Origin of the sequence: Methylocystis sp. (assembly GCF_051061285.1) — a bacterium.
GTDB lineage: Bacteria > Pseudomonadota > Alphaproteobacteria > Rhizobiales > Beijerinckiaceae > Methylocystis.
On record NZ_JBPFEA010000015.1, the window covers coordinates 1 to 16,938 of the forward strand.

17 protein-coding genes and 3 pseudogenes are annotated in these 16,938 nt (G+C 59.7%); 6 read left to right on the forward strand and 14 right to left on the reverse strand.

Going from position 1 to position 16,938, the window contains the following annotated elements; translation table 11 throughout:
- Both ACR65T_RS05110 and ACR65T_RS05115 read right to left on the reverse strand, forming a co-directional pair.
- On the reverse strand, nucleotides 1-186 hold a 186-nt coding region (locus tag ACR65T_RS05110; protein ID WP_434495473.1), incomplete at its 3' end, for a transposase.
- A gap of 152 nt (nucleotides 187-338) precedes the next feature.
- Entirely contained in the window at nucleotides 339-530 is a 192-nt protein-coding gene (locus ACR65T_RS05115) for a hypothetical protein (protein ID WP_434495474.1), read from the reverse strand.
- A 295-nt stretch (nucleotides 531-825) separates the two neighbouring features.
- On the opposite strand from ACR65T_RS05115, the gene ACR65T_RS05120 reads away from it, so the two are divergent.
- Nucleotides 826-1,158 carry a hypothetical protein gene (locus ACR65T_RS05120; protein WP_434495475.1) on the forward strand — a complete coding sequence of 111 codons (333 nt, stop codon included), beginning with the start codon at nucleotides 826-828 and terminating at the stop codon, nucleotides 1,156-1,158.
- Between the two features lie 529 nt (nucleotides 1,159-1,687).
- Here ACR65T_RS05120 and ACR65T_RS05125 read toward each other — a convergent pair.
- The 7 genes from ACR65T_RS05125 to ACR65T_RS05155 all read right to left on the reverse strand — a co-directional run bounded on the left by ACR65T_RS05125 (nucleotide 1,688) and on the right by ACR65T_RS05155 (nucleotide 6,935).
- Entirely contained in the window at nucleotides 1,688-3,025 is a 1,338-nt protein-coding gene (locus tag ACR65T_RS05125; protein WP_434495476.1) for a hypothetical protein, read from the reverse strand.
- Between the two features lie 10 nt (nucleotides 3,026-3,035).
- Nucleotides 3,036-3,845, reverse strand: coding sequence for a hypothetical protein (locus ACR65T_RS05130; RefSeq protein WP_434495477.1), 810 nt, complete (start codon nucleotides 3,843-3,845; stop codon nucleotides 3,036-3,038).
- Nucleotides 3,830-4,846 (reverse strand): hypothetical protein, encoded by a 1,017-nt coding sequence (locus ACR65T_RS05135; RefSeq protein WP_434495478.1) that lies wholly within the window; start codon nucleotides 4,844-4,846, stop codon nucleotides 3,830-3,832. Before ACR65T_RS05135 ends, ACR65T_RS05130 begins: the two co-directional genes overlap by 16 nt.
- 232 nt (nucleotides 4,847-5,078) lie before the next feature.
- Nucleotides 5,079-5,525: a peptidoglycan-binding domain-containing protein gene (locus ACR65T_RS05140; RefSeq protein ID WP_434495479.1), complete on the reverse strand. Its 447-nt coding sequence runs from the start codon at nucleotides 5,523-5,525 to the stop codon at nucleotides 5,079-5,081.
- A 62-nt stretch (nucleotides 5,526-5,587) separates the two neighbouring features.
- On the reverse strand, nucleotides 5,588-6,049 hold the full coding sequence (locus ACR65T_RS05145) for a peptidoglycan-binding domain-containing protein (RefSeq protein ID WP_434495480.1): 462 nt from the start codon (nucleotides 6,047-6,049) through the stop codon (nucleotides 5,588-5,590).
- Between the two features lie 102 nt (nucleotides 6,050-6,151).
- On the reverse strand, nucleotides 6,152-6,637 hold the full coding sequence (locus tag ACR65T_RS05150; protein ID WP_434495481.1) for a peptidoglycan-binding domain-containing protein: 486 nt from the start codon (nucleotides 6,635-6,637) through the stop codon (nucleotides 6,152-6,154).
- Between the two features lie 13 nt (nucleotides 6,638-6,650).
- Nucleotides 6,651-6,935 (reverse strand): peptidoglycan-binding domain-containing protein, encoded by a 285-nt coding sequence (locus tag ACR65T_RS05155; RefSeq protein WP_434495482.1) that lies wholly within the window; start codon nucleotides 6,933-6,935, stop codon nucleotides 6,651-6,653.
- A 727-nt stretch (nucleotides 6,936-7,662) separates the two neighbouring features.
- Here ACR65T_RS05155 and ACR65T_RS05160 point away from each other — a divergent pair.
- From ACR65T_RS05160 to ACR65T_RS05180, 5 genes and pseudogenes are all read left to right on the forward strand, one after another.
- The gene (locus ACR65T_RS05160) at nucleotides 7,663-10,236 is read left to right on the forward strand and encodes a DUF2235 domain-containing protein (protein ID WP_434495483.1); all 2,574 of its coding nucleotides are present in this window, start codon (nucleotides 7,663-7,665) and stop codon (nucleotides 10,234-10,236) included.
- A 139-nt stretch (nucleotides 10,237-10,375) separates the two neighbouring features.
- Nucleotides 10,376-10,570: pseudogene (locus ACR65T_RS05165) on the forward strand (VirB8/TrbF family protein); the annotation flags it as partial.
- Between the two features lie 133 nt (nucleotides 10,571-10,703).
- Nucleotides 10,704-11,003 (forward strand): annotated as a pseudogene (locus tag ACR65T_RS05170) (TrbG/VirB9 family P-type conjugative transfer protein); the annotation flags it as partial.
- A gap of 41 nt (nucleotides 11,004-11,044) precedes the next feature.
- Nucleotides 11,045-11,467 (forward strand): annotated as a pseudogene (locus ACR65T_RS05175) (TrbI/VirB10 family protein); the annotation flags it as partial.
- Nucleotides 11,464-11,703, forward strand: a complete 240-nt coding sequence (locus tag ACR65T_RS05180; protein WP_434495484.1) for a DUF2274 domain-containing protein — start codon at nucleotides 11,464-11,466, stop codon at nucleotides 11,701-11,703. The pseudogene ACR65T_RS05175 and the gene ACR65T_RS05180, both read left to right, overlap by 4 nt.
- Before the next feature lie 339 nt (nucleotides 11,704-12,042).
- Here ACR65T_RS05180 and ACR65T_RS05185 read toward each other — a convergent pair whose 3' ends face one another.
- The 5 genes from ACR65T_RS05185 to ACR65T_RS05205 form a co-directional block, all read right to left on the reverse strand.
- Nucleotides 12,043-12,642 (reverse strand): Arm DNA-binding domain-containing protein, encoded by a 600-nt coding sequence (locus ACR65T_RS05185; protein WP_434495485.1) that lies wholly within the window; start codon nucleotides 12,640-12,642, stop codon nucleotides 12,043-12,045.
- A gap of 413 nt (nucleotides 12,643-13,055) precedes the next feature.
- The gene (locus ACR65T_RS05190) at nucleotides 13,056-13,547 is read right to left on the reverse strand and encodes a hypothetical protein (protein ID WP_434495486.1); all 492 of its coding nucleotides are present in this window, start codon (nucleotides 13,545-13,547) and stop codon (nucleotides 13,056-13,058) included.
- A gap of 417 nt (nucleotides 13,548-13,964) precedes the next feature.
- Complete coding sequence (locus tag ACR65T_RS05195) at nucleotides 13,965-14,141, reverse strand: hypothetical protein (RefSeq protein ID WP_434495487.1); 177 nt, start codon at nucleotides 14,139-14,141, stop codon at nucleotides 13,965-13,967.
- A gap of 867 nt (nucleotides 14,142-15,008) precedes the next feature.
- Complete coding sequence (gene fabG / locus ACR65T_RS05200; RefSeq protein ID WP_434495488.1) at nucleotides 15,009-15,794, reverse strand: 3-oxoacyl-ACP reductase FabG; 786 nt, start codon at nucleotides 15,792-15,794, stop codon at nucleotides 15,009-15,011.
- A gap of 39 nt (nucleotides 15,795-15,833) precedes the next feature.
- Nucleotides 15,834-16,706, reverse strand: coding sequence for an outer membrane protein (locus ACR65T_RS05205; RefSeq protein ID WP_434495489.1), 873 nt, complete (start codon nucleotides 16,704-16,706; stop codon nucleotides 15,834-15,836).
- Between the last annotated feature and the right edge of the window lie 232 nt (nucleotides 16,707-16,938).

Sequence of the window (16,938 nt, forward strand, 5' to 3'; positions counted from 1 at the left end):
ATCCTTCAGCCGCTTGACCTGGTCGCTCTTCAGCCCGCCATATTCCTGGCGCCAGCGGTAATACGTCACTTCCGTAACGCCTATCGATCGAATGGCTTCCGCAACCGAATGCCCTTGCGTCGTCAGCACGTCGACCTGACGAAGCTTCGCGACAATCTCCTCGGGCTTGTGCCGTTTCCTGCCCATCTCAAATCCTCCTCATAGGCTCAAAGCCATACTTCACGGAGGATCACTTTTCAGGGGGCAGACCAAAGGCGGCTTGTCTATCGCAGGCGCATGCAACGAAGAACCCGGACGCATGGTCCGGGCCCGTTGATGGTCTCCAGCTTTGGAGGTCTTTACGCCAGCCGCTCCACCAGCACCGCTTTGGCGCTCTGCCGGACCCGGAACTTCATGCCATGGCGCTGACCGAACATTTTGGCGGCGCTGCGGACGCGCTCCAGCGGCACATTGTAGTAGCGCCACGCGTCGCCCAGACTGAACTCGCCGAAACCATATTTGACACGCTTATCGGTGGTCTTATCGCTCATAGTGATTTGTGTGCCCTTCCCGTTTAAGATTGCGGAATTGATATGTGAGTTTTATTTAGTATACGCAAGGGTGGCTATAAGCAATAATAACTTACAACGCCAGTCAGTTCTTGGAATTAGCTCATAGCGCACGAACGACGCGCCAAGGACGGTCCGCCTGCTGCTTGGCGCCAAAGCGGACGCTTCGGGGACCCCGAATGGCGGCGCAAAGTTCTTGCAGCAGTGTTCAACCCTCTAAGGTAACTTCGGCCATTGCTCCGAAAAATCAGCGAGCAGAAAATTAAGGGAGGGTGACATGTATCCTAAGCCAGCCCAAATATGTGGCTTCGTTTTCATGTCAAGCGCAATATCCCTATCCGCGTGCGGCAGTGGCGAAAAGGATGAAGCCCTCGGACGTTTAATTACGGATTGCCAGATGTCGGCTCATTATGCGCTGGCGGATTCGCCTCTAACGGACGAAAGAAAGCATGTTGCAATTGGAGAGTACGTTGAACGATGCTTGAAAGAAGGCGGGCTGCAACCAGAGGCGGATGAGTCTTGCGTTGAATCTCCTCAATCAGCTGAAGACGGCAAGAGTTTTGTCAAGCCTCTCAAAAAATGCTGGAAACACAGCAAATCCTCTAACTGAAACGGTCTTGCTTCAAGTTGTCGTCGAGCGAGAGTGATGACGAATAGCTGGGATGGCGCGGCTAAGAATATCTCGGCTCGTGATCTCTCTGCCGCCGAGTTGAAACGACCCCACACGCCGTCCGCCTACGCGAGGCGACGGCGGCAGAGCGTCAGTAGCCGAGGTGTGAGAAACTTGCCGACAACCGCCGTGAGCAACTTTGACTTGCTCCCTACGGGTCTTGCCCGAAGTCGAGTCGAGAAAGCCCAGGTCAATCCTGTCGCCTTTGCGAAGGGCATGGATGCGCCAGAAGGGGACCACTCCCGAAGAATTCCGCAATGCGCGTGATCCGGCTTTGCGGTTTCTCACATAGGAGAATTCGTGGAAATTGACCGGTTCCGTCGGCGCGCGGCTCATAGACAGGATGAGTTCGCGCCTAAATGAGCTTTGCGACGAGCCGACAGATGCGTTGCATTTTTATGCGTAGCTTCCCGGAGCTTCGACAAGACTCTCAACTTCCTTCCGGCGCGTCGATCGTCTTAGCCTCTCATCACGGCGTCACCGTGTAATCTCCGTCAACGAATGGCCGAAACATGCATCCCTCGGCGCCGCCCGGAGACAACCGCCCCTGGCCGATGAACTCAAAGTTCCGCGTGACCGGGATCCCGCCGATCGTCGGCGCGGCGGCCTCGGGGTCCATGCCGGCCGGCACGTCGTTCACCGTCTGCGCAAACAGGTGGGTGCGCCAGGGCCCCAACGGGTCGATCGTCTCCACGCCGATGCGGCCGTAGTAGAAGCACGCGCGGTCGGGATGCTCCAGGCCGGGGAAGAGGCGCTCCACTTCCGCCAGCGCCTTCCCACTCACCGGACGCAGCACCAGCATGTGGGATCGGCCCTGCTGTCCCGGCGCGCCGGGCACCAGGTAGCAGATGACGTAGTGCGAGCTGCAGGCGCGCTCCTTCGGCGCCACGAGTGTCGCCAGAAGGTGGATGATCTCCCCCCGCTTGTACTCCTTGCGGTCGGTTTGAAGGCGCTGCAGGAGGAGGACGTGCTCATTGGTGTTCGCCTCGGCGACGGCATGCGAATAGGAGGCGCCGGTGGTCTCGCGCGTGTAACGCCAATCGGCTTTGACCGTGTGCGGCGTCCCCGGGATGGGGAAGTCGGGGTAGCGCAGCTCGACGTCGACGCGCTCGCGCACCGTCACTTCTCCCGGCGCCGGAACGGTGGCGTCCTGCCCGCGCCGCGTCGGGTCGCGCACGTCGGCGCACCCGACGATCGCGGCCATCCCCGCGAGCGTCGTGAGGGTCGAGGTGATTGGCCCCGGGGATTCGACGAAGATGATGCCGCCGGTAGGACAACAGTCCGGGGTGAAGTCGATGTCGATGAAGTCCGAGATCCGCGGCGGCGCGGGCTGGATCACCTCATCGCCGACATGTCCCTTGTTGCTGTTGATCAGGACATGCTCGTTCGTCAGCGCCATCGGCTCCCCGGTGGCGTTGTCGAAGACAATCGCGCCGAGAGTCCCGTACCAGAAGTGAATCTGCGAGTTGCCGATGGCGATCCCGCCCAGCAGCGGGTCCCGCCGCTCGCGCCGCTTCTCTAGACCGGAGTAGAGCGCGTTCGCGCCGGTGGGCTCGACGTCGGTGGGGATACCGTCCACCTCAGCCGGGACCGTTCGCAGCCCCCGCCGCGCGATCTCCTCCGGCGGCAGCTTGCGCCGGACGAAGAAGGTGATGATCAGCTCGTCGGGCACGGCGCGGCGGCCAACGATCCGCAGACCAGGTCCAATGGCGACGACGTTCGGGTCGTCCACCCATTCATCGCGCAGGCGCGCGGCGACGTGTTCAACACGGTCGAGGTCGTCGGGATTGCGTGGGTTCAGAGGCATGGGGTCCCCCTCATGGCGTTAGGCGCACATCGAGCGCGGCCAACACGTCGTTGATCGGGTTGGCGTCCGAGGAGCCGATCCGCCCGGAATGGGTGAGACCGACGACCTGGTCGCGTGTCGCCGGCTCGTCGCTCAGCCAGAGCGAGCCGGAGTCGCCGTGGTCGGTCGTCGGCTCGGCGGGAAAGTCGGCGCTGGTTCCGACTCGGATCTGGTTCGTCATGACCAAGTTCGGAGTAGCCGGGTCGGGATGACAAGTGCCCGTCGAGTCTTCGAACTCGCCACGACACTGATTCGTCGTCGCGACGATGCTCGTGACGAGGCCGTGCGTGAGCCCGGTGCGGGCTCCCGACTTATAGACTTTCATCCCCACGAAGGCCGGAGCGACGGCGCGGACGATCGGCACGATGCCGTCGACAGCAATTCGCGCGTTGGTGTTCGGCTCTCCGCTCAGCGCATCGAGCACCCCCAGCTCGACCCCACGCACGCCATAGAGCGAGGCGATCGAGCAATCGACATTGTCCCGGGAGAAGCGGGCGACCTCTCCGATGACGATCTCCTCGTTCTCGTGCGCCTCGTCGAAAATGTCGACGATCGCCGCCGCGATGAGGAGCGCCGCGCAGATTATCCAGGCTATGACCTTCCACCAGGGGTCCTGGAAAGGAACGGGCCCGTATTGCCCCGAAAACGGCGCTTCCACCGTGTAGGAGAAACGGATCGGTAGCCAGGGGAAGGGGCAGCTATTGTTCCCGGCCGAGCCGCCGCCGCCCCCACCGTCGTCGCCAGCACATTTGCAGCAGAGCTCGCTCAGCTCCCGCAGCAAGCAGGGTCGCAGCGGCCGGCCCGAAGATCGCGCAGCAGCCGCTCCGCGCGGATGCGGAGTTCTCGCGCCTGGGCGCCGCGTGGGCCACCTGCTTTGAGCGCGCCTCGGATACAGTCGCGCATTTCGTTATAGCGGTGCGGGTCGAGCGAGATCTGCTTGAGCTGGAGGCGCAAGATTCCCTCGGGCGTCCGCGCTGTCACCTCCCGCGTCGCGGGATCGTAGCCCACCTTCGTGACGAAGATCTTCCGGCGGGCGAGACGCGCCGGATCGTCCAGGTCCGGCTCGGGAACCGAGCGACGGGCGATGAACTCGACCTCCGGCGCGCTTGCGTGCGCTGCGGAGCAGTCGAGCTTGAAGTAGACGGTGCGCTCCTCGCCTACCGCGAGCGGCCCGATCACCGGCATGCGCGTCGGCCCGAGCATCGTCTGCCCGAAAGATTCCAGCTCGCGCGCCGTCCAGGCGTCCACCACCTGAATGCCCGCAGCGGCGAGCTGGAGCCGGCCGAGGTTGGAGATGTCGAGCGCCTGGTCGGCCGGCATCGTGCGCGTCCAGGTGTTTCGCACGCGCACCGCCATCACTTGCGCACTCCCCCCTCCGTAGAAAATCCCGTCGGGGTTCATGATCAGTGACCGCGGATCAATGGCGAACGGGCGCTGCACGATTGAGATGATTGGGTTCTGCTTCTTGCGGAGCTCGAGCACGAGGTCGTCAAAGTCCTGGTCGGCGCCCTGGTCATTTGACTCGACCACTCTAATGACCGAGATCCCACTCGGCGTCTCTGGACCGAGTCTCATGTCGGAATCGACCCAGGGGTTGCTGGCCGAAGCGCGGTTCTGAATCCGGATCATCCAGTTGGCGCCGCCCGCCTGTATGCGCGTACCTATGGTGCCCGGATAGACGCCGTCGCTGACAATGCTACCGGAGACGATGAAGCGCTGGTCGAAGGCCGCGTTCTTGAGTGTGACCTTGACACTCCAGTCGCCCTGAATCGTTACGGCCATAATAATCCCTCCAGCAGCTGCCGCTCGCGGCGGATCCACTCTTCATCGGGTCTACTAGACGAACGTGTAACGGCCGCAGACGGTTCCAGTTTGAGACTCCCCTTGGGTTGAGACTCCCCTTGGGGGCGAAAGACATAGAGCGCTGCGAAGCTGCCCTGGTTGGCGGCGCGTCTCGCGCCGGGTAGATAGTGAGGGTTGGAGGACGCGAAATGGCTGCCAAATCGTGATCAGATCAGCTTGCGCCACCCTCATTCTCTAGGGCGTCGACGACTTGCCAAGTCTGCGGACCAACGATGCCGTCCATGCTTAGGCGATAGTCTTGCTGCAACTTCTTGACTGCGGCTTCCGTCTTGGCCCCGAAGCGCCCGTCGACTCCGCCTGTGTTGAAACCGACTGCGCTCATACGGCTCTGCAAACGACGAACGGGTAGGCCAATCGAGCCGACCTTCAGCACCGGATGGCTTTGATCCGCTTCGTCAATGTTGATCCACGTAATTCGGCCAACCACGCCATCAACCGCGATCTCCCGCGCCTGCTGAAACTTCTTAACGGCGCTCTCAGTTTTCGCCCCGAAGACTCCATCAACGGAGCCGACATCGTATCCGAGAGCCTTAAGGGCCTCTTGCAGATCCCGCACGGCGGGATCACTAGATCCTTTCTTCAATATCGGTTCCGCCATGGCGTGCCGTCCTGTCAAAAAACGTGAGCCCGGTTGGCCTCCGGACCGCCTTGAAGCCGACGCTAAAAAGAAAGCATGCCGCTCACCAGAGCCTGCCAGGTAACGGGACCGACAATTCCGTCCACTTTCACGGAAGCGATGTCGAGCGAAAGGGCTTGCTGAAAACCACGCACCGCCGCGTCTGTGACCGGTCCGAAGATCCCATCGACTTGCGGTCCTTTGCTTGGATCGCCAGACAGGTTGCGAAACTGAAACTCTTCCTGCACTCCCCTAACCGCGTCGCCTTGGCTTCCTTTTTTGACCTGCACGACAAGAGCCGCCCAAGTAATCGGCCCGACGATCCCATCCGCCGTTAACCCCTGGCTTGCTTGAAATGCCTTTACCGCAGCTTCGGTCTTCGGACCGAACACGCCGTCAGCGACAGCGCTATGTCCGCGCGCCCGCAGCAGATATTGCAGCGTTTTGATGGGATGTTCGCTTGAGCCGATTTTGACCACCGGCCAAGGGCTGATGTTGCCAGACATTTACGCCTCCCCGCAATATTAATGGAACAAAAATTAGAGCCCTGCTTGAAGATGACGGTGGCGGTCGACGCAGCCCGCGCTCCGAATCGCGACATGAGCGGGTTAAAGGATAAGACCAGAGAGGCTCTCGAGCGTTGCTCCGGCGGCGCCCGCGGGAGCCATCCATGTCCGTTCGTCCATCACGCCCGTGACGGGGAGACCGGCGTTAGTCTGGTATTGACGGACGACGTTGTCGGTCGTGGGGCCGAACATGCCGTCGATCGCGCCGGCGTAACCAAAGCCCGTCTTGAGCACGCGTTGCAGCATGGCCACCACCGGCCCTAGGGACCCGGCCTGAAGCGTCGGCGACGCCTCGCGATACGGGTGCACGTGGCTCCATGTGATCGGCCCGACGACGCCGTCTACCGCCAGCCCGTTCGATTGCTGGAAATCCCTCACCGCCTGTTCCGTGCGCGGTCCGAAGACCCCGTCGACCTCGTCTGGTCCCAAGACCTTGTTGCGCGCGAAGACTCGTTGAAGTCGCTTCACGTCATCTCCGGTATCGCCTAACTTGGTCGTCGCCGGCATGTCGAGTTTCCCCTCGTTCATCGGTCGCTCACGTTTAGAAGTCCTGCTCGATGAGCTTCCTCCAAGTCAGCTGGCCCACGATGGCGTCCGTGGCGAGATGGGCCGCCGTTTGGAAGGCGAGCAGCGCCTGCTTGGTATTCGCGCCGGCTGTCCCGTCCAGAATCAGGGGCGGAATCGGACTGCCATCCTCTCCGACATCGCCAGCGGTGAGGAAGAGATTAAGTAACGCCTGCAGCGTCTTGATGTCGTCGCCCGCGACTGGCCGCAGTTCGGCCTTCCGGAGGTCGATCGTTTTCATGCTTACTGCGACCTGCGTCACGATCCCTCGTCCTCTCATTTTCACGCCGCTCGTGAGCCACTGACACATCTTAGTTCGCTCAGCGCGGTTGTGATCATGCAAATTGGTGAGGATGCGCGGAAATCGGCTAACGCTGCTTCAGTTGCGACACGAACATTTCCGCCGCGCTCGCAAACCCAAATCTCGAGGGAGCGCTTTAGATTGCGCAGCTCAACGCGGTTTAGCCGCTTCCGCATTGCTTGCACCAACCGGGCGCCAATGACTGAGGTGATTGATCGAAGCCTAAAAAGGTTTGGTGTCTGAGAGTCAGCTCAGCCCCAGAAACGGACCGTAGATGGACCGTCTATGCATCGCGCCAAAGCGCTATGGCCGTTCGGATGATTTTTTCAACTTGGCCGTTCGTCCAGTGATTAGGCATGGCGGGTGTTGCTCGAGGCCGCTTTGGCGGCAGCGAAGGAATAACATGTGCGTCGCCAACTGACCGCTGGGCCGTTGCGGTCTTGGGCAGATATGCCCTCATAAATTTAAAAACGCTTGCTGCGTTCCTGGTGGCGACAAGCCCATCTAAATGGGGGCGCGACGGCCTTCCTCGACTAAGCGCTGACGGCATGGCTCAACACCGTTCGCCTTCACAACACGTTATATAATTCCACTTGTCATTGCGCCGGGAAAAGACGAAAAAAGACTGATCGCCGCCCTCGATATAGGGAACTGTCGCGGTTTAATTTTCGTCGAATGGTCAACCTTGATGAAGATATTGCTTTTTGCAGACGGTACCGGCAACGCCATCACGACGCAAGAATCCAACGTGTGGCGGATTTATCAGTCGCTCGATCCCTCCGCAGCAGATCAGATCTCTCTTTATATTCCTGGGGTCGGCACGTCAGAGTTTAAGCCCTGGGCGATGTTCGACGGCGCAACTGGAATCGGCGTGCCGGGAAACGTGCTCAAGCTGTATCACTTCTTGAGCTGGAATTGGTCGCCCGGCGATGAAATCTACATGTTTGGTTTCAGTCGTGGGGCCTTCACGATCCGCTTGCTGATTGATTTGATCTACAAAGAAGGACTGCAACCCGGAAGACTCCGCTCCGTCCCTACGACCACCGAGCAAATGCACCGCAACGCGCTGGCCGCGTGGAAATCCTACAAAAAAAATGACGACTCGCGCCTGAAAAACATCTGGGTGTGGCTGCGCAGACTTGGTCGGAAAAGCGTGCAGCCGCCCAAAGGAGCGCATGTCGCAATAACCTTTGCAGGCCTATTCGACACGGTCGAAGCCTATGGGGTGCCAATCGAGGAGTTACGAGCAGCGATCAATACATTCGTGACCCCAATCTCCTTTGGTGATGATCACCAGATTTCACCGGCGGTGCAGTTCGTCCGGCACGCGCTTTCACTGGACGACGAGCGGACGTCGTTCCATCCGATCCGCATCGATCAAAGCACGCAGCCGCGTAGCGTTTCCCGCATCGAAGAGGTTTGGTTCTCTGGCGTCCATTCGGACGTCGGCGGCGGATATCCCGACGACGCGGTGGCTTACGCCCCGCTGGTGTGGATGCTCGAAGAAGTGCAACGCCTCGCGCCCGCCAACCCGGGGGGACAAGGACCAATTCTGAAAGCCGGGGCGCTCGACGATTTTCGCAATGCGGCCTCGTTCTTCGCGCCGTTGCATGATTCTCGTTCCGGAGCGGCAGTTCTATACCGTTATGACCCTCGTACAATCGAGGCGCCAACAATTATGACGTACGGTCCGACCATCGTTCATCATTCCGTAGTTGAACGAATGATCGCACCTAGTTGCGCGTATGCGCCGGTCGTCTTACCGAGCAACGCCAATATTTTATTGCCCGACCGCTCGCTATTCGCATATGCGGCTGCCGGCTGGAGCGCAGTTCGTCCACCCGCGGCTGCTCTGCCCCCGATCAATTCGACACTGCTCGCTAAGCGGCAGACCAAAGCTCTCGCTGACGTTAAGGCCTTACCTGCGCCCAATCGCGCTCTGCTTAATGACGCCTTGGATTTCGTTTGGCGGCGGCGTGTCAACTATTTTGCTCTTGTGGGCCTTCTGGTGTTGCTGGTGTCGCTCCCGTTCACGGGCGCATGGCTAGAGGACGGCGCAAAGGAGCTGTTTGGCGCGGTCAACTCGCAATCGACCGACCAAATCGACAACGTTTCCGGTCCGGTAGGCAATGTTGTGAAAGGCTTCGGCGAGCCTGTGCTATCGATCACTCCCGCTTATATTCAGCCGTTCGTGCGGGCGATCCTGGGGCATCCTTTAATCGGTGCGCTGCTTATCGGCTCAATATGGTGGTTGAAGCGCCGAAGCGACGTACTGACAGGAACGATCCACGATCTGGCGCGTCAAGCGTGGGTTACTGGCGGCGCTCCCTCCCGCGCGTGGCTGAACAGTTTTGCGCGTCATATGCGTATCAGTCCTATTTCGGCATGGATCCATCGGCAGTCCAAAGAATGGGCGCTGCCACTCATCTATTCCGTACTGCTATTTGGTCTTGCGCTTGCTTTGGTGAGCCGCCTTTGGTTCAACGGCCTAGTGGGCGGCGGTTTGGTTTGCTGGGGAACCGAAAAGGGCAAGCTCGCGTGGATTGAGCCGGGCGGGAGCGGAAGCAAGCCCGGCTATTCCAAACAGCAACCGGATGGCTTTGCCGCCAACAATCCCTGTTGGGCCAGCGGCTTTGTGGTCGAGCGCGGTGCGGCTTATCGCCTTACGCTCGACATCAACGCCAAGAACGGTGATGAACCCTGGTTCGATCAATTGATTATGACCGATGTGAAGGGCTTCGACAGCTTTGGCTTCCTTTTTACAGCGGCGGCGGTGTTTCGCCGTTGGCCCTTCTCAGCGTGGTTCCAGCCTATTGCACGTATCGGCGCCAAGGGCGCCGTCGAATGGCCGCTCATTCCAACCACACATGATCTGCCGCTTTCTTCGCGCGAAGGGAAATGTACGGCCCTGCCTCGCCGCTATAGCGAGACGAAAGAACACAAGGAATATTGCAGTTCGCAGCCCAATCCGAAGGCGTGCTTCGATTTGGCAGCCCGGCTCGCACTTGGCGATCCGCTGCCGAGGGAGGAACTCGGATTGGCTACCGCAGCTTGGGAAACGCGCGTCTCTCGTTTTCGCGGCGTGGAGTGTCGGTCAACGTACCCGAGGCGAACGGTCCAGTCCGACTTCGTGGCAGAAGAGACGGGCGAACTCTTTCTGTTCGTCAATGATGTCACCTTCTTCCCTTGGGGTAAGACGCCACAAGGCTTTTATACAAACAATACCGGCACAGCGACGGTGACTTTGCAGCGCATTCCATAATTTATGCCGTAATGTCCAAAGCGCGTCAGCATCCGGCGTTCGCTTCATCTACGGGTTGAAAGCCTTCGCTGGGTTTCCCGGCCGAGCCCTTTCCCGCGGTGCTGTTACAGTATCGGGCGCGGGAAGCTCCGCACGAGCATTGTCGTACAGCCTCACCCCTTACCAGAAGGCCGCGCAGGTCTGGGACGAGCGCATCGGCTCGGCGCGCGTACAGGCCAAGAACTGGCGACCTATTGCGATCTGTAATCTGATCCTCGCTGGAGGACTAGCATCAGCGCTCGTCTGGCAAAGCGCGCGCGGCTCTATCGTTCCCTGGGTCGTGGCGGACGATGATCGGATCCGCTGGAATGGCGCGGACATTTTCGATGCAGCGCGCGAGATGCCAGGCGATCTGCGCGTCGGTTGGCCGGTAGTCGGCGATCACAGGCGACGGCCTGCGCTTCGCCGAGTTTATCGATCTGCAGTTCAAGGAGACGCCGGAAGCGCCCGATCCCAAAGTTAGGGTGGCGCAGGCGAACGCCGTGGCACGGGTGCAGCCCCGATGCGCCGGCTATATCAACGCGGTCCAGATCTATCCATTCACCGAAGGCGCGCTCTATCAGGTCTATGCGTCGTCCGGAGCGATCACCGATATCCCACTCCAGGAGGGCGAGCAGCTTGTCGGCTCTGGCCCCGTCGCCGCCGGCCACACGGTGCGCTGGATCATCGGCGATACGGAAAGCGGCGTGGGCGCATCGAGGAAGACCCACATCAAGGTCAAACCGACGACGGCGAGTCCCAATTTCAAAGCGCGCCCTTCACCACCACGGAGCCAGCGCCCATCGATCCTGGCGCGATTCAGAATATGCAGGATCGCAAACTTGCCTTCGTAAATGCGCCGGCCGACCGCAGAACCATGAGCCGCGACCGGCTCGAACAATCGGCTTCGCGTTACGAAGTTGATCATCATTGGCCGCGTCTCGCTGGCGCTGCGGCGCTGTCGACAATTTTCGGCGTTGGAACGCAGCTTGGAACCACAGGCGAGGAAAGCGCACTGATCCAGGCGCTGCGCCGCGGCGGCGCGCAAAGCCTTAATCAAACCGGCCAGCAGATCGTCGGCCGCAACCTCAATATGCAGCCGACGCTGACCATCAGGCCGGGTTTTCCAGTGCGGGGGGTCGTCACGCGCGACCTGGTCCTCGCGCCGTACCAAGAGCGCGCAACTATTACTACAAAGCGAGCTAATCCATGACCAAGCTGAAACTCGCCTCAATAGACGACGACAAGCCCGTAAAACTCGCTGTCTCCCTGCCACCCGCGCTTCATCGCAACTTGGTCGCATATGCGGAGATTCTCGCTAGGGAAATGGGAAAGCCGGTCGAGACAAACCAACTCATTGCGCCAATGCTGGAGAGATTCATCGCGAGCGATCGAGGTTTTGCGAAATTGCGTGACGCTGCCAAAAGCCAGTTGCGTCGTCGCTTTTGAAACCTTCGATAAGCTTTTCTTCGTCATCCGCCTAAGCAGGAACGGTTTAGAGGAGTTGAAATTACATTACGTCTGACGACTGATCGTTTCGCCGTCGGCGAGACAGGAACGCGAGATGGCGCGTAAACGCAATTATATCAAGGTCATACTCAGCGAAGGCGCGGGTGAGTGCATGTGATAGTCAATCAGGTGAGCGGTGAGCGTGGCGGGTTGTGATGGCGCGCCAAGGAAGCTGCCGAGTCCCCATCGTCATAACCGGCGGGCCATGCAAGCATTGACATAGGCGATTCGAAATCGGGGCTACAAAAATGAATGCCAATCGATCGAGTGAACCACGTTTCAACATCGTCGTCTGGAAAGGCGCGAAACAACTCGGAACGTTACGAGATCGCGACGCCAGCCGGGCGCGCAGCAATTTCGGCGGCGTTGTGGCGCGCTATAAAAATTCCACCGACAATCACCGGGTCGAACTTTACGACGGAGCGGACCTAATCGAGGCCTGGTCGAGCGAGGACGGACACAAGGCTCCTTCCGCAGAGACGCCTGTGCCCGCCAGCGGAAAAACTCATCGCGAGAGCGAGTGCGTCGGGCGGGCCATTTCGATCCCCTGTCAGCTTGTGCCATCACGTTCGGCCAAAGCGTGAGAACCATACGTGCGGCGCGACGCTCAGCGACAGGGTCAGCACCAGATTCGATCGCCCCCAGCAGATTCAGCGCCTGGGTGCGCGCTTGCTCCGGCGCCATCGGCCCGAAGAGACCAATCTTAACTTTCTGAGAGCGGCCATTTCGCTTGCATTGCACGACGAAGGTTTTGCGACCCGATGGTAATGCGATGACGCCAAAGCCACGCAGAGCGTCGTCCCAAAGCACCTCCATCGACATGTCCGCTGGACACGCCAACCGATCAACGTTCGTTTTGTTTATTCTGCCTTTCGCCATGAAATACCTCCAATGGCCTCTTTGGAGCAGCGATCTTGAGCACCAAATTTAGAAGCCAATCAAATAAAACTTCGTGATGAATTGTCGGCAAATGCATCTGCGTTGAAGGATCGTCTGCAACGCGAACTCCCACCAAAACGGATAGCCGAGCTAACGAGAGAATCCAAACGACTTATTTGCGATGTATTCGCGGACGAATGCATCGTCGAAGCATTAACATTCATGCTTGGATTTCTATTTTGGCTCGGCATCGGAACACTGCTGGTCCTCATTGCGCCGCGGGTCATTAGGCTCCGGAAAAGCCGTTCATGACTGCATCGGCTCACGATCGTCGAGCAAAGCAAGGCGCGGCGCACGCGCATTTTGCCTAAATCAAGCTTTGGCCGCGGGGCGCTGGAGTGATTGACCTCCTACTACGGCCCGGAAGACTCCGGCCGCTCCTTCAAGACATCGCCAAGCCTAGTTCTAGAATAGTGTTCACCATTTAGAAGTTTTTCAGGCAATTCTTGAATTATATTGACGGTTGATTTATTGCTTGTCATCAAACCGAGAGTACTGATAATAAAGAAACGCCCGTCCGGGCTTTCACCGACTTCATTGCAGCGCGCCGAAGAATTCTTCTTTTTGCTATCAACTGCGCGGTATACATTGATATCAATAAAATGATCCATTCTGTCAAAATGATCCATTTTTTCTTCATCCCAGCTGTAATTCGGCGGGCGAGGCAAAGAAAACGGTATAACGGGTAATTCCTGGTTTATTACAATCTTCATACGGAAAACGAAATACTTGATTGCACATTCCACAGCGTGATCATATTTCGGCTTATATTCTTTTCCACGATCATACAATTCTACTTCTTTGTAGGCACAATATTTCGTGTTTTCGTCGACGGTTATAAACACAAAATCCTTTGAATTGGACACATCGCTTAACCGCGATGACGTTGCCTTCCAAGGTGAACTTAATGTCCGCGTATTTTGTCGAGCGCAGCAACGAAGCGCGCCGGGGCGCGGAAAATCTGTTCAGGATGTTGAAGTCCTCACTGCACTCGTAGGAGTCGGGATCATGGCCTCTGTAGCTTTCCGCCGCTCCGGCCGCAGCGGCGCTTCCAACAGGTATGGCAGAAAACAAAAGGGCGAAGAGGATAAGCCGCGAAACCGCGTCGAGTCGCAACTTGCGCGCATTTAAAAGCCTCAAGACAACGCCTCCGCCCCAATATTCAAGAGTGTTGCTTGGCGAAGGTCGGAGCGTCAATCAAAAATAAGGCCCCTGCGTTGGCGCCGCAGCCTGGCCCCGACCCGCTCGTTCTGCAACCAGCACTATTGCGGAACGCGTCCCGACAGCTGATAGAAAAGCAGTGATTGTCGCCAGCAACTCGGGAGTGGACAGCGCTCGCGCGCGGCGATGTCGCTCTCAAGCGCCGCGCTGCCAGCGAAGCCCTGCTCGATCATCTTCTCGCGAATATTGTTGACGAAATCGAGCAGGATCGGTCGCACGGGATTGGGCGCTGAAGAGACATATGCGACTGCCTCAACGTGGATCTCCGCGACGCCTGCCGCGCGGAAAAGCGCATGCGTGCGTCGACTAGCGCCGCGAAATTGGGCGGAACGAGCTTGCGTCCTTGAAGATCGATCATTTATCGCGCGAGCGCTGACGGGCGGCGAAACGCTCCCAATATCGACGCGCCATCTCCTCGTCAATTGTCTGTCACTACGAGGCTTTCTCCATTCCTGCGTCGCTGGACGTCCTATCCCGCCAGCACTGGCTCCACCATTTTCTTCCCGCGTGGCCCTTTAGCTCAGCAGAAGCGTGTGAATAATTATTATGCAGTCTGCTGATTCAGTAGGCTCACATTGATCACGGAGGCGGCAGGCTTCCATCGATGCAGGGGAATGAAATGGACAAAAGCGGTCTCCTCTGGCCAGCGACCCTGGCCTTTACAATCGTCGCCGTTCTCAGCGCCTCGATTGCGCCGGCTGCGGCCGCAAGCCGGGCGGCGCGAGCGCAAGCCCGCTATACCGAGTATTACGCCCTGGCGCCCTCAGAGATGGATGCAGGCGCCGCCATGCACCACGTCGGCAATTGTTTCCAGACCAATAGCGCAGTCGAAGCCGCGCGCGGCATCCGCCATTGGACAGGCGCTTGCGCTGGAGGCCGTTGATCGTTGCCGCACTCCTCTGCGGCGAGCACGCATAAAGTAACGCGCGGAGCTACCCCGCAATGCATCGACGGTCAGGGCCTTCTCTTGCGACGACCCGGATCCCTCGTCTCCCAAACCGCCCTGTCAGCATAGCTGTCAGCGTATTTGGTATGGCCTTTCGATCAACTCAACCAAGTCTGCGACGCGTTGCGGCCAAAGCCGCTCACTGCCCCATCTCCTGCAGCGCCGTCAGCGACTCAGGCAACACCTGCCCGCCATCGATCACCAGCGTCTGGCCGGTGATGTAGCCGGCTTCGTCGCTGGCGAAAAACAATGCGGCGTAGGCGATGTCCTCGACGCGCCCGAGCCGGCGTTGTGGGATCGAGGCCGTCATCTGCGCCAAATAGTCTTCACCGAGCGCGTCGAGTCCTTCGGTGCGCACATTGCCCGGCAGAACGGCGTTGATGGTGATCCCGAGCGGCGTCAGTTCCAGCGCCGCCGTGCGCATGAAGCCGAGTTGTCCCGCCTTGCTCGCCGCGTAATGCGTCCAGCCGGGATAGCCGGTGATCGGGCCAGTGATGGAGGAGGTGAGCACGATCCGCCCCCGACCGCTGCGCGCCAGCGCAGGCACGCAGGCCCGCACGCTCAGAAAGGCGCCGGCAAGGTTGGTGGACAACACCTCGTTCCATTGCTCCAGCGTCATCTCCATCAGACGGGCAGCCGGAAAGACGCCGGCGTTGGCGCAGAGAATGTCGACGCCGCCGTGCCGCTCGAGCGCCGCGGCCGCCATCCGCTCGACATCGCCGGGATTGCCGACATCGGCGGCGAACCCGCTGGCGCGTCCCCCTTCCGCCCGAATCGCCGCCGCCGTCGCCTCGGCCTGCGCGAGGTCACGGCCAACCACCAGCACCTGCGCGCCCTTGGCTGCAAAAACGCGCGCGACGCCACGGCCGATGCCTCGGCTGCCGCCGGTGACGATGACCGACCGACCGGCGATGGAGGTGAGCATTTTGACGCGGCCCCTCTGCTGGCGTCCCTTTCGGGCGAATCAATATTTCGCGACGACCGGAACGACGCCCCAGTTGAAATGATAGTTCAGACCGACGCGGACGACGTGACCGTCGAAGCGCGTGCGCGCTTGAGTGGCGTTGGCGAGCAATAGATTTGTCGACTGCCAATCGGTGGTGATCGCGACGGGATAGGCGGCGGCGCCGAGATCGTAAAAGAGATATTCGATCTTGGCGCTCCATTGCGGCCAAAACATCCATTCCAGTCCGCCGCCGACCGTCCAGCCGACCCGCGTCTGCGAAAATCGTCCCTGACTGGCGCCGAGCAACAAAAAGCCGGAGAAATCATTCGGCACGTGTTGCAAATAACTCGTCGTGGACGTCGCCTGGCCGTAAGCCAGTCCGCCCGTCGCATAAGCAAGCAGTGTCGGCGTTACGAGATAGCCGAGCCGACCGCGCACCGTGCCGAGAAAATCGAGGGACTTGCCGCTCGCAACGCTCGTCAGCAGGTTGAGACCCGGCGCTGGCGCGGGCGCGGGCGTCACGACCGCGGCGGCGCCGTTCGAGCCGGCGACGCCCTGGATGTCTGCTTCTATTCCAGCGAGAAACGCGCCGTTGAATTGCAGATCATAGCCGAGTTGGCCGCCGCCAATGAAGCCGGCGCCATTCGTCGAGACGCTGCCCGTTCCAGCGATGGCTGCAGCCGCCGCCCACGGGACATTGTCGGCGCCATTGATGAGAAAGGGCGCCGAAGCGAAATTGGTCCCCGTGCTTGCGTTCCATGCGCCGCCCGCATTCAAACCGGCGTGGAAACCGGTCCACGCCGGCGGCGGGGGCGGAAGATAGGCCGGCGGCGCCTTGAGGGAGGGCAAATCCGCGGCGATCGCCGATCCCGTTGCGAACGCCAGCGCCATAACAGCGCCTGTCAAGAATTTATGGACCATCATTGTCCTCGCCGTGAAGAACTCCAGAATGAGGGCAAATGAGCAAGGCGAGAGGCGTTTCGCAATTCGAACCTTTCGCTTCGACCGCGCGTTTACGCCGTTTCGCGACGGATGTGCCTTTTCTGCAACAGCAATTGCGCTTGTTCTTGCCGCCGTCGCTTCTGTCGTTGAAATTCATTCTCGCGAGCGCCGCCGCATGCGC

Coding starts and splice junctions, on each gene's coding strand:
- ACR65T_RS05115 (WP_434495474.1), bottom strand. CDS start 530: ATGAGCGATAAGACCACCGATAAGCGTGTCAAATATGGTTTCGGCGAG.
- ACR65T_RS05120 (WP_434495475.1), top strand. CDS start 826: ATGTATCCTAAGCCAGCCCAAATATGTGGCTTCGTTTTCATGTCAAGC.
- ACR65T_RS05125 (WP_434495476.1), bottom strand. CDS start 3,025: ATGCCTCTGAACCCACGCAATCCCGACGACCTCGACCGTGTTGAACAC.
- ACR65T_RS05135 (WP_434495478.1), bottom strand. CDS start 4,846: ATGGCCGTAACGATTCAGGGCGACTGGAGTGTCAAGGTCACACTCAAG.
- ACR65T_RS05140 (WP_434495479.1), bottom strand. CDS start 5,525: ATGGCGGAACCGATATTGAAGAAAGGATCTAGTGATCCCGCCGTGCGG.
- ACR65T_RS05145 (WP_434495480.1), bottom strand. CDS start 6,049: ATGTCTGGCAACATCAGCCCTTGGCCGGTGGTCAAAATCGGCTCAAGC.
- ACR65T_RS05150 (WP_434495481.1), bottom strand. CDS start 6,637: ATGAACGAGGGGAAACTCGACATGCCGGCGACGACCAAGTTAGGCGAT.
- ACR65T_RS05160 (WP_434495483.1), top strand. CDS start 7,663: ATGAAGATATTGCTTTTTGCAGACGGTACCGGCAACGCCATCACGACG.
- ACR65T_RS05180 (WP_434495484.1), top strand. CDS start 11,464: ATGACCAAGCTGAAACTCGCCTCAATAGACGACGACAAGCCCGTAAAA.
- ACR65T_RS05185 (WP_434495485.1), bottom strand. CDS start 12,642: ATGGCGAAAGGCAGAATAAACAAAACGAACGTTGATCGGTTGGCGTGT.
- fabG (WP_434495488.1), bottom strand. CDS start 15,794: ATGCTCACCTCCATCGCCGGTCGGTCGGTCATCGTCACCGGCGGCAGC.
- ACR65T_RS05205 (WP_434495489.1), bottom strand. CDS start 16,706: ATGGCGCTGGCGTTCGCAACGGGATCGGCGATCGCCGCGGATTTGCCC.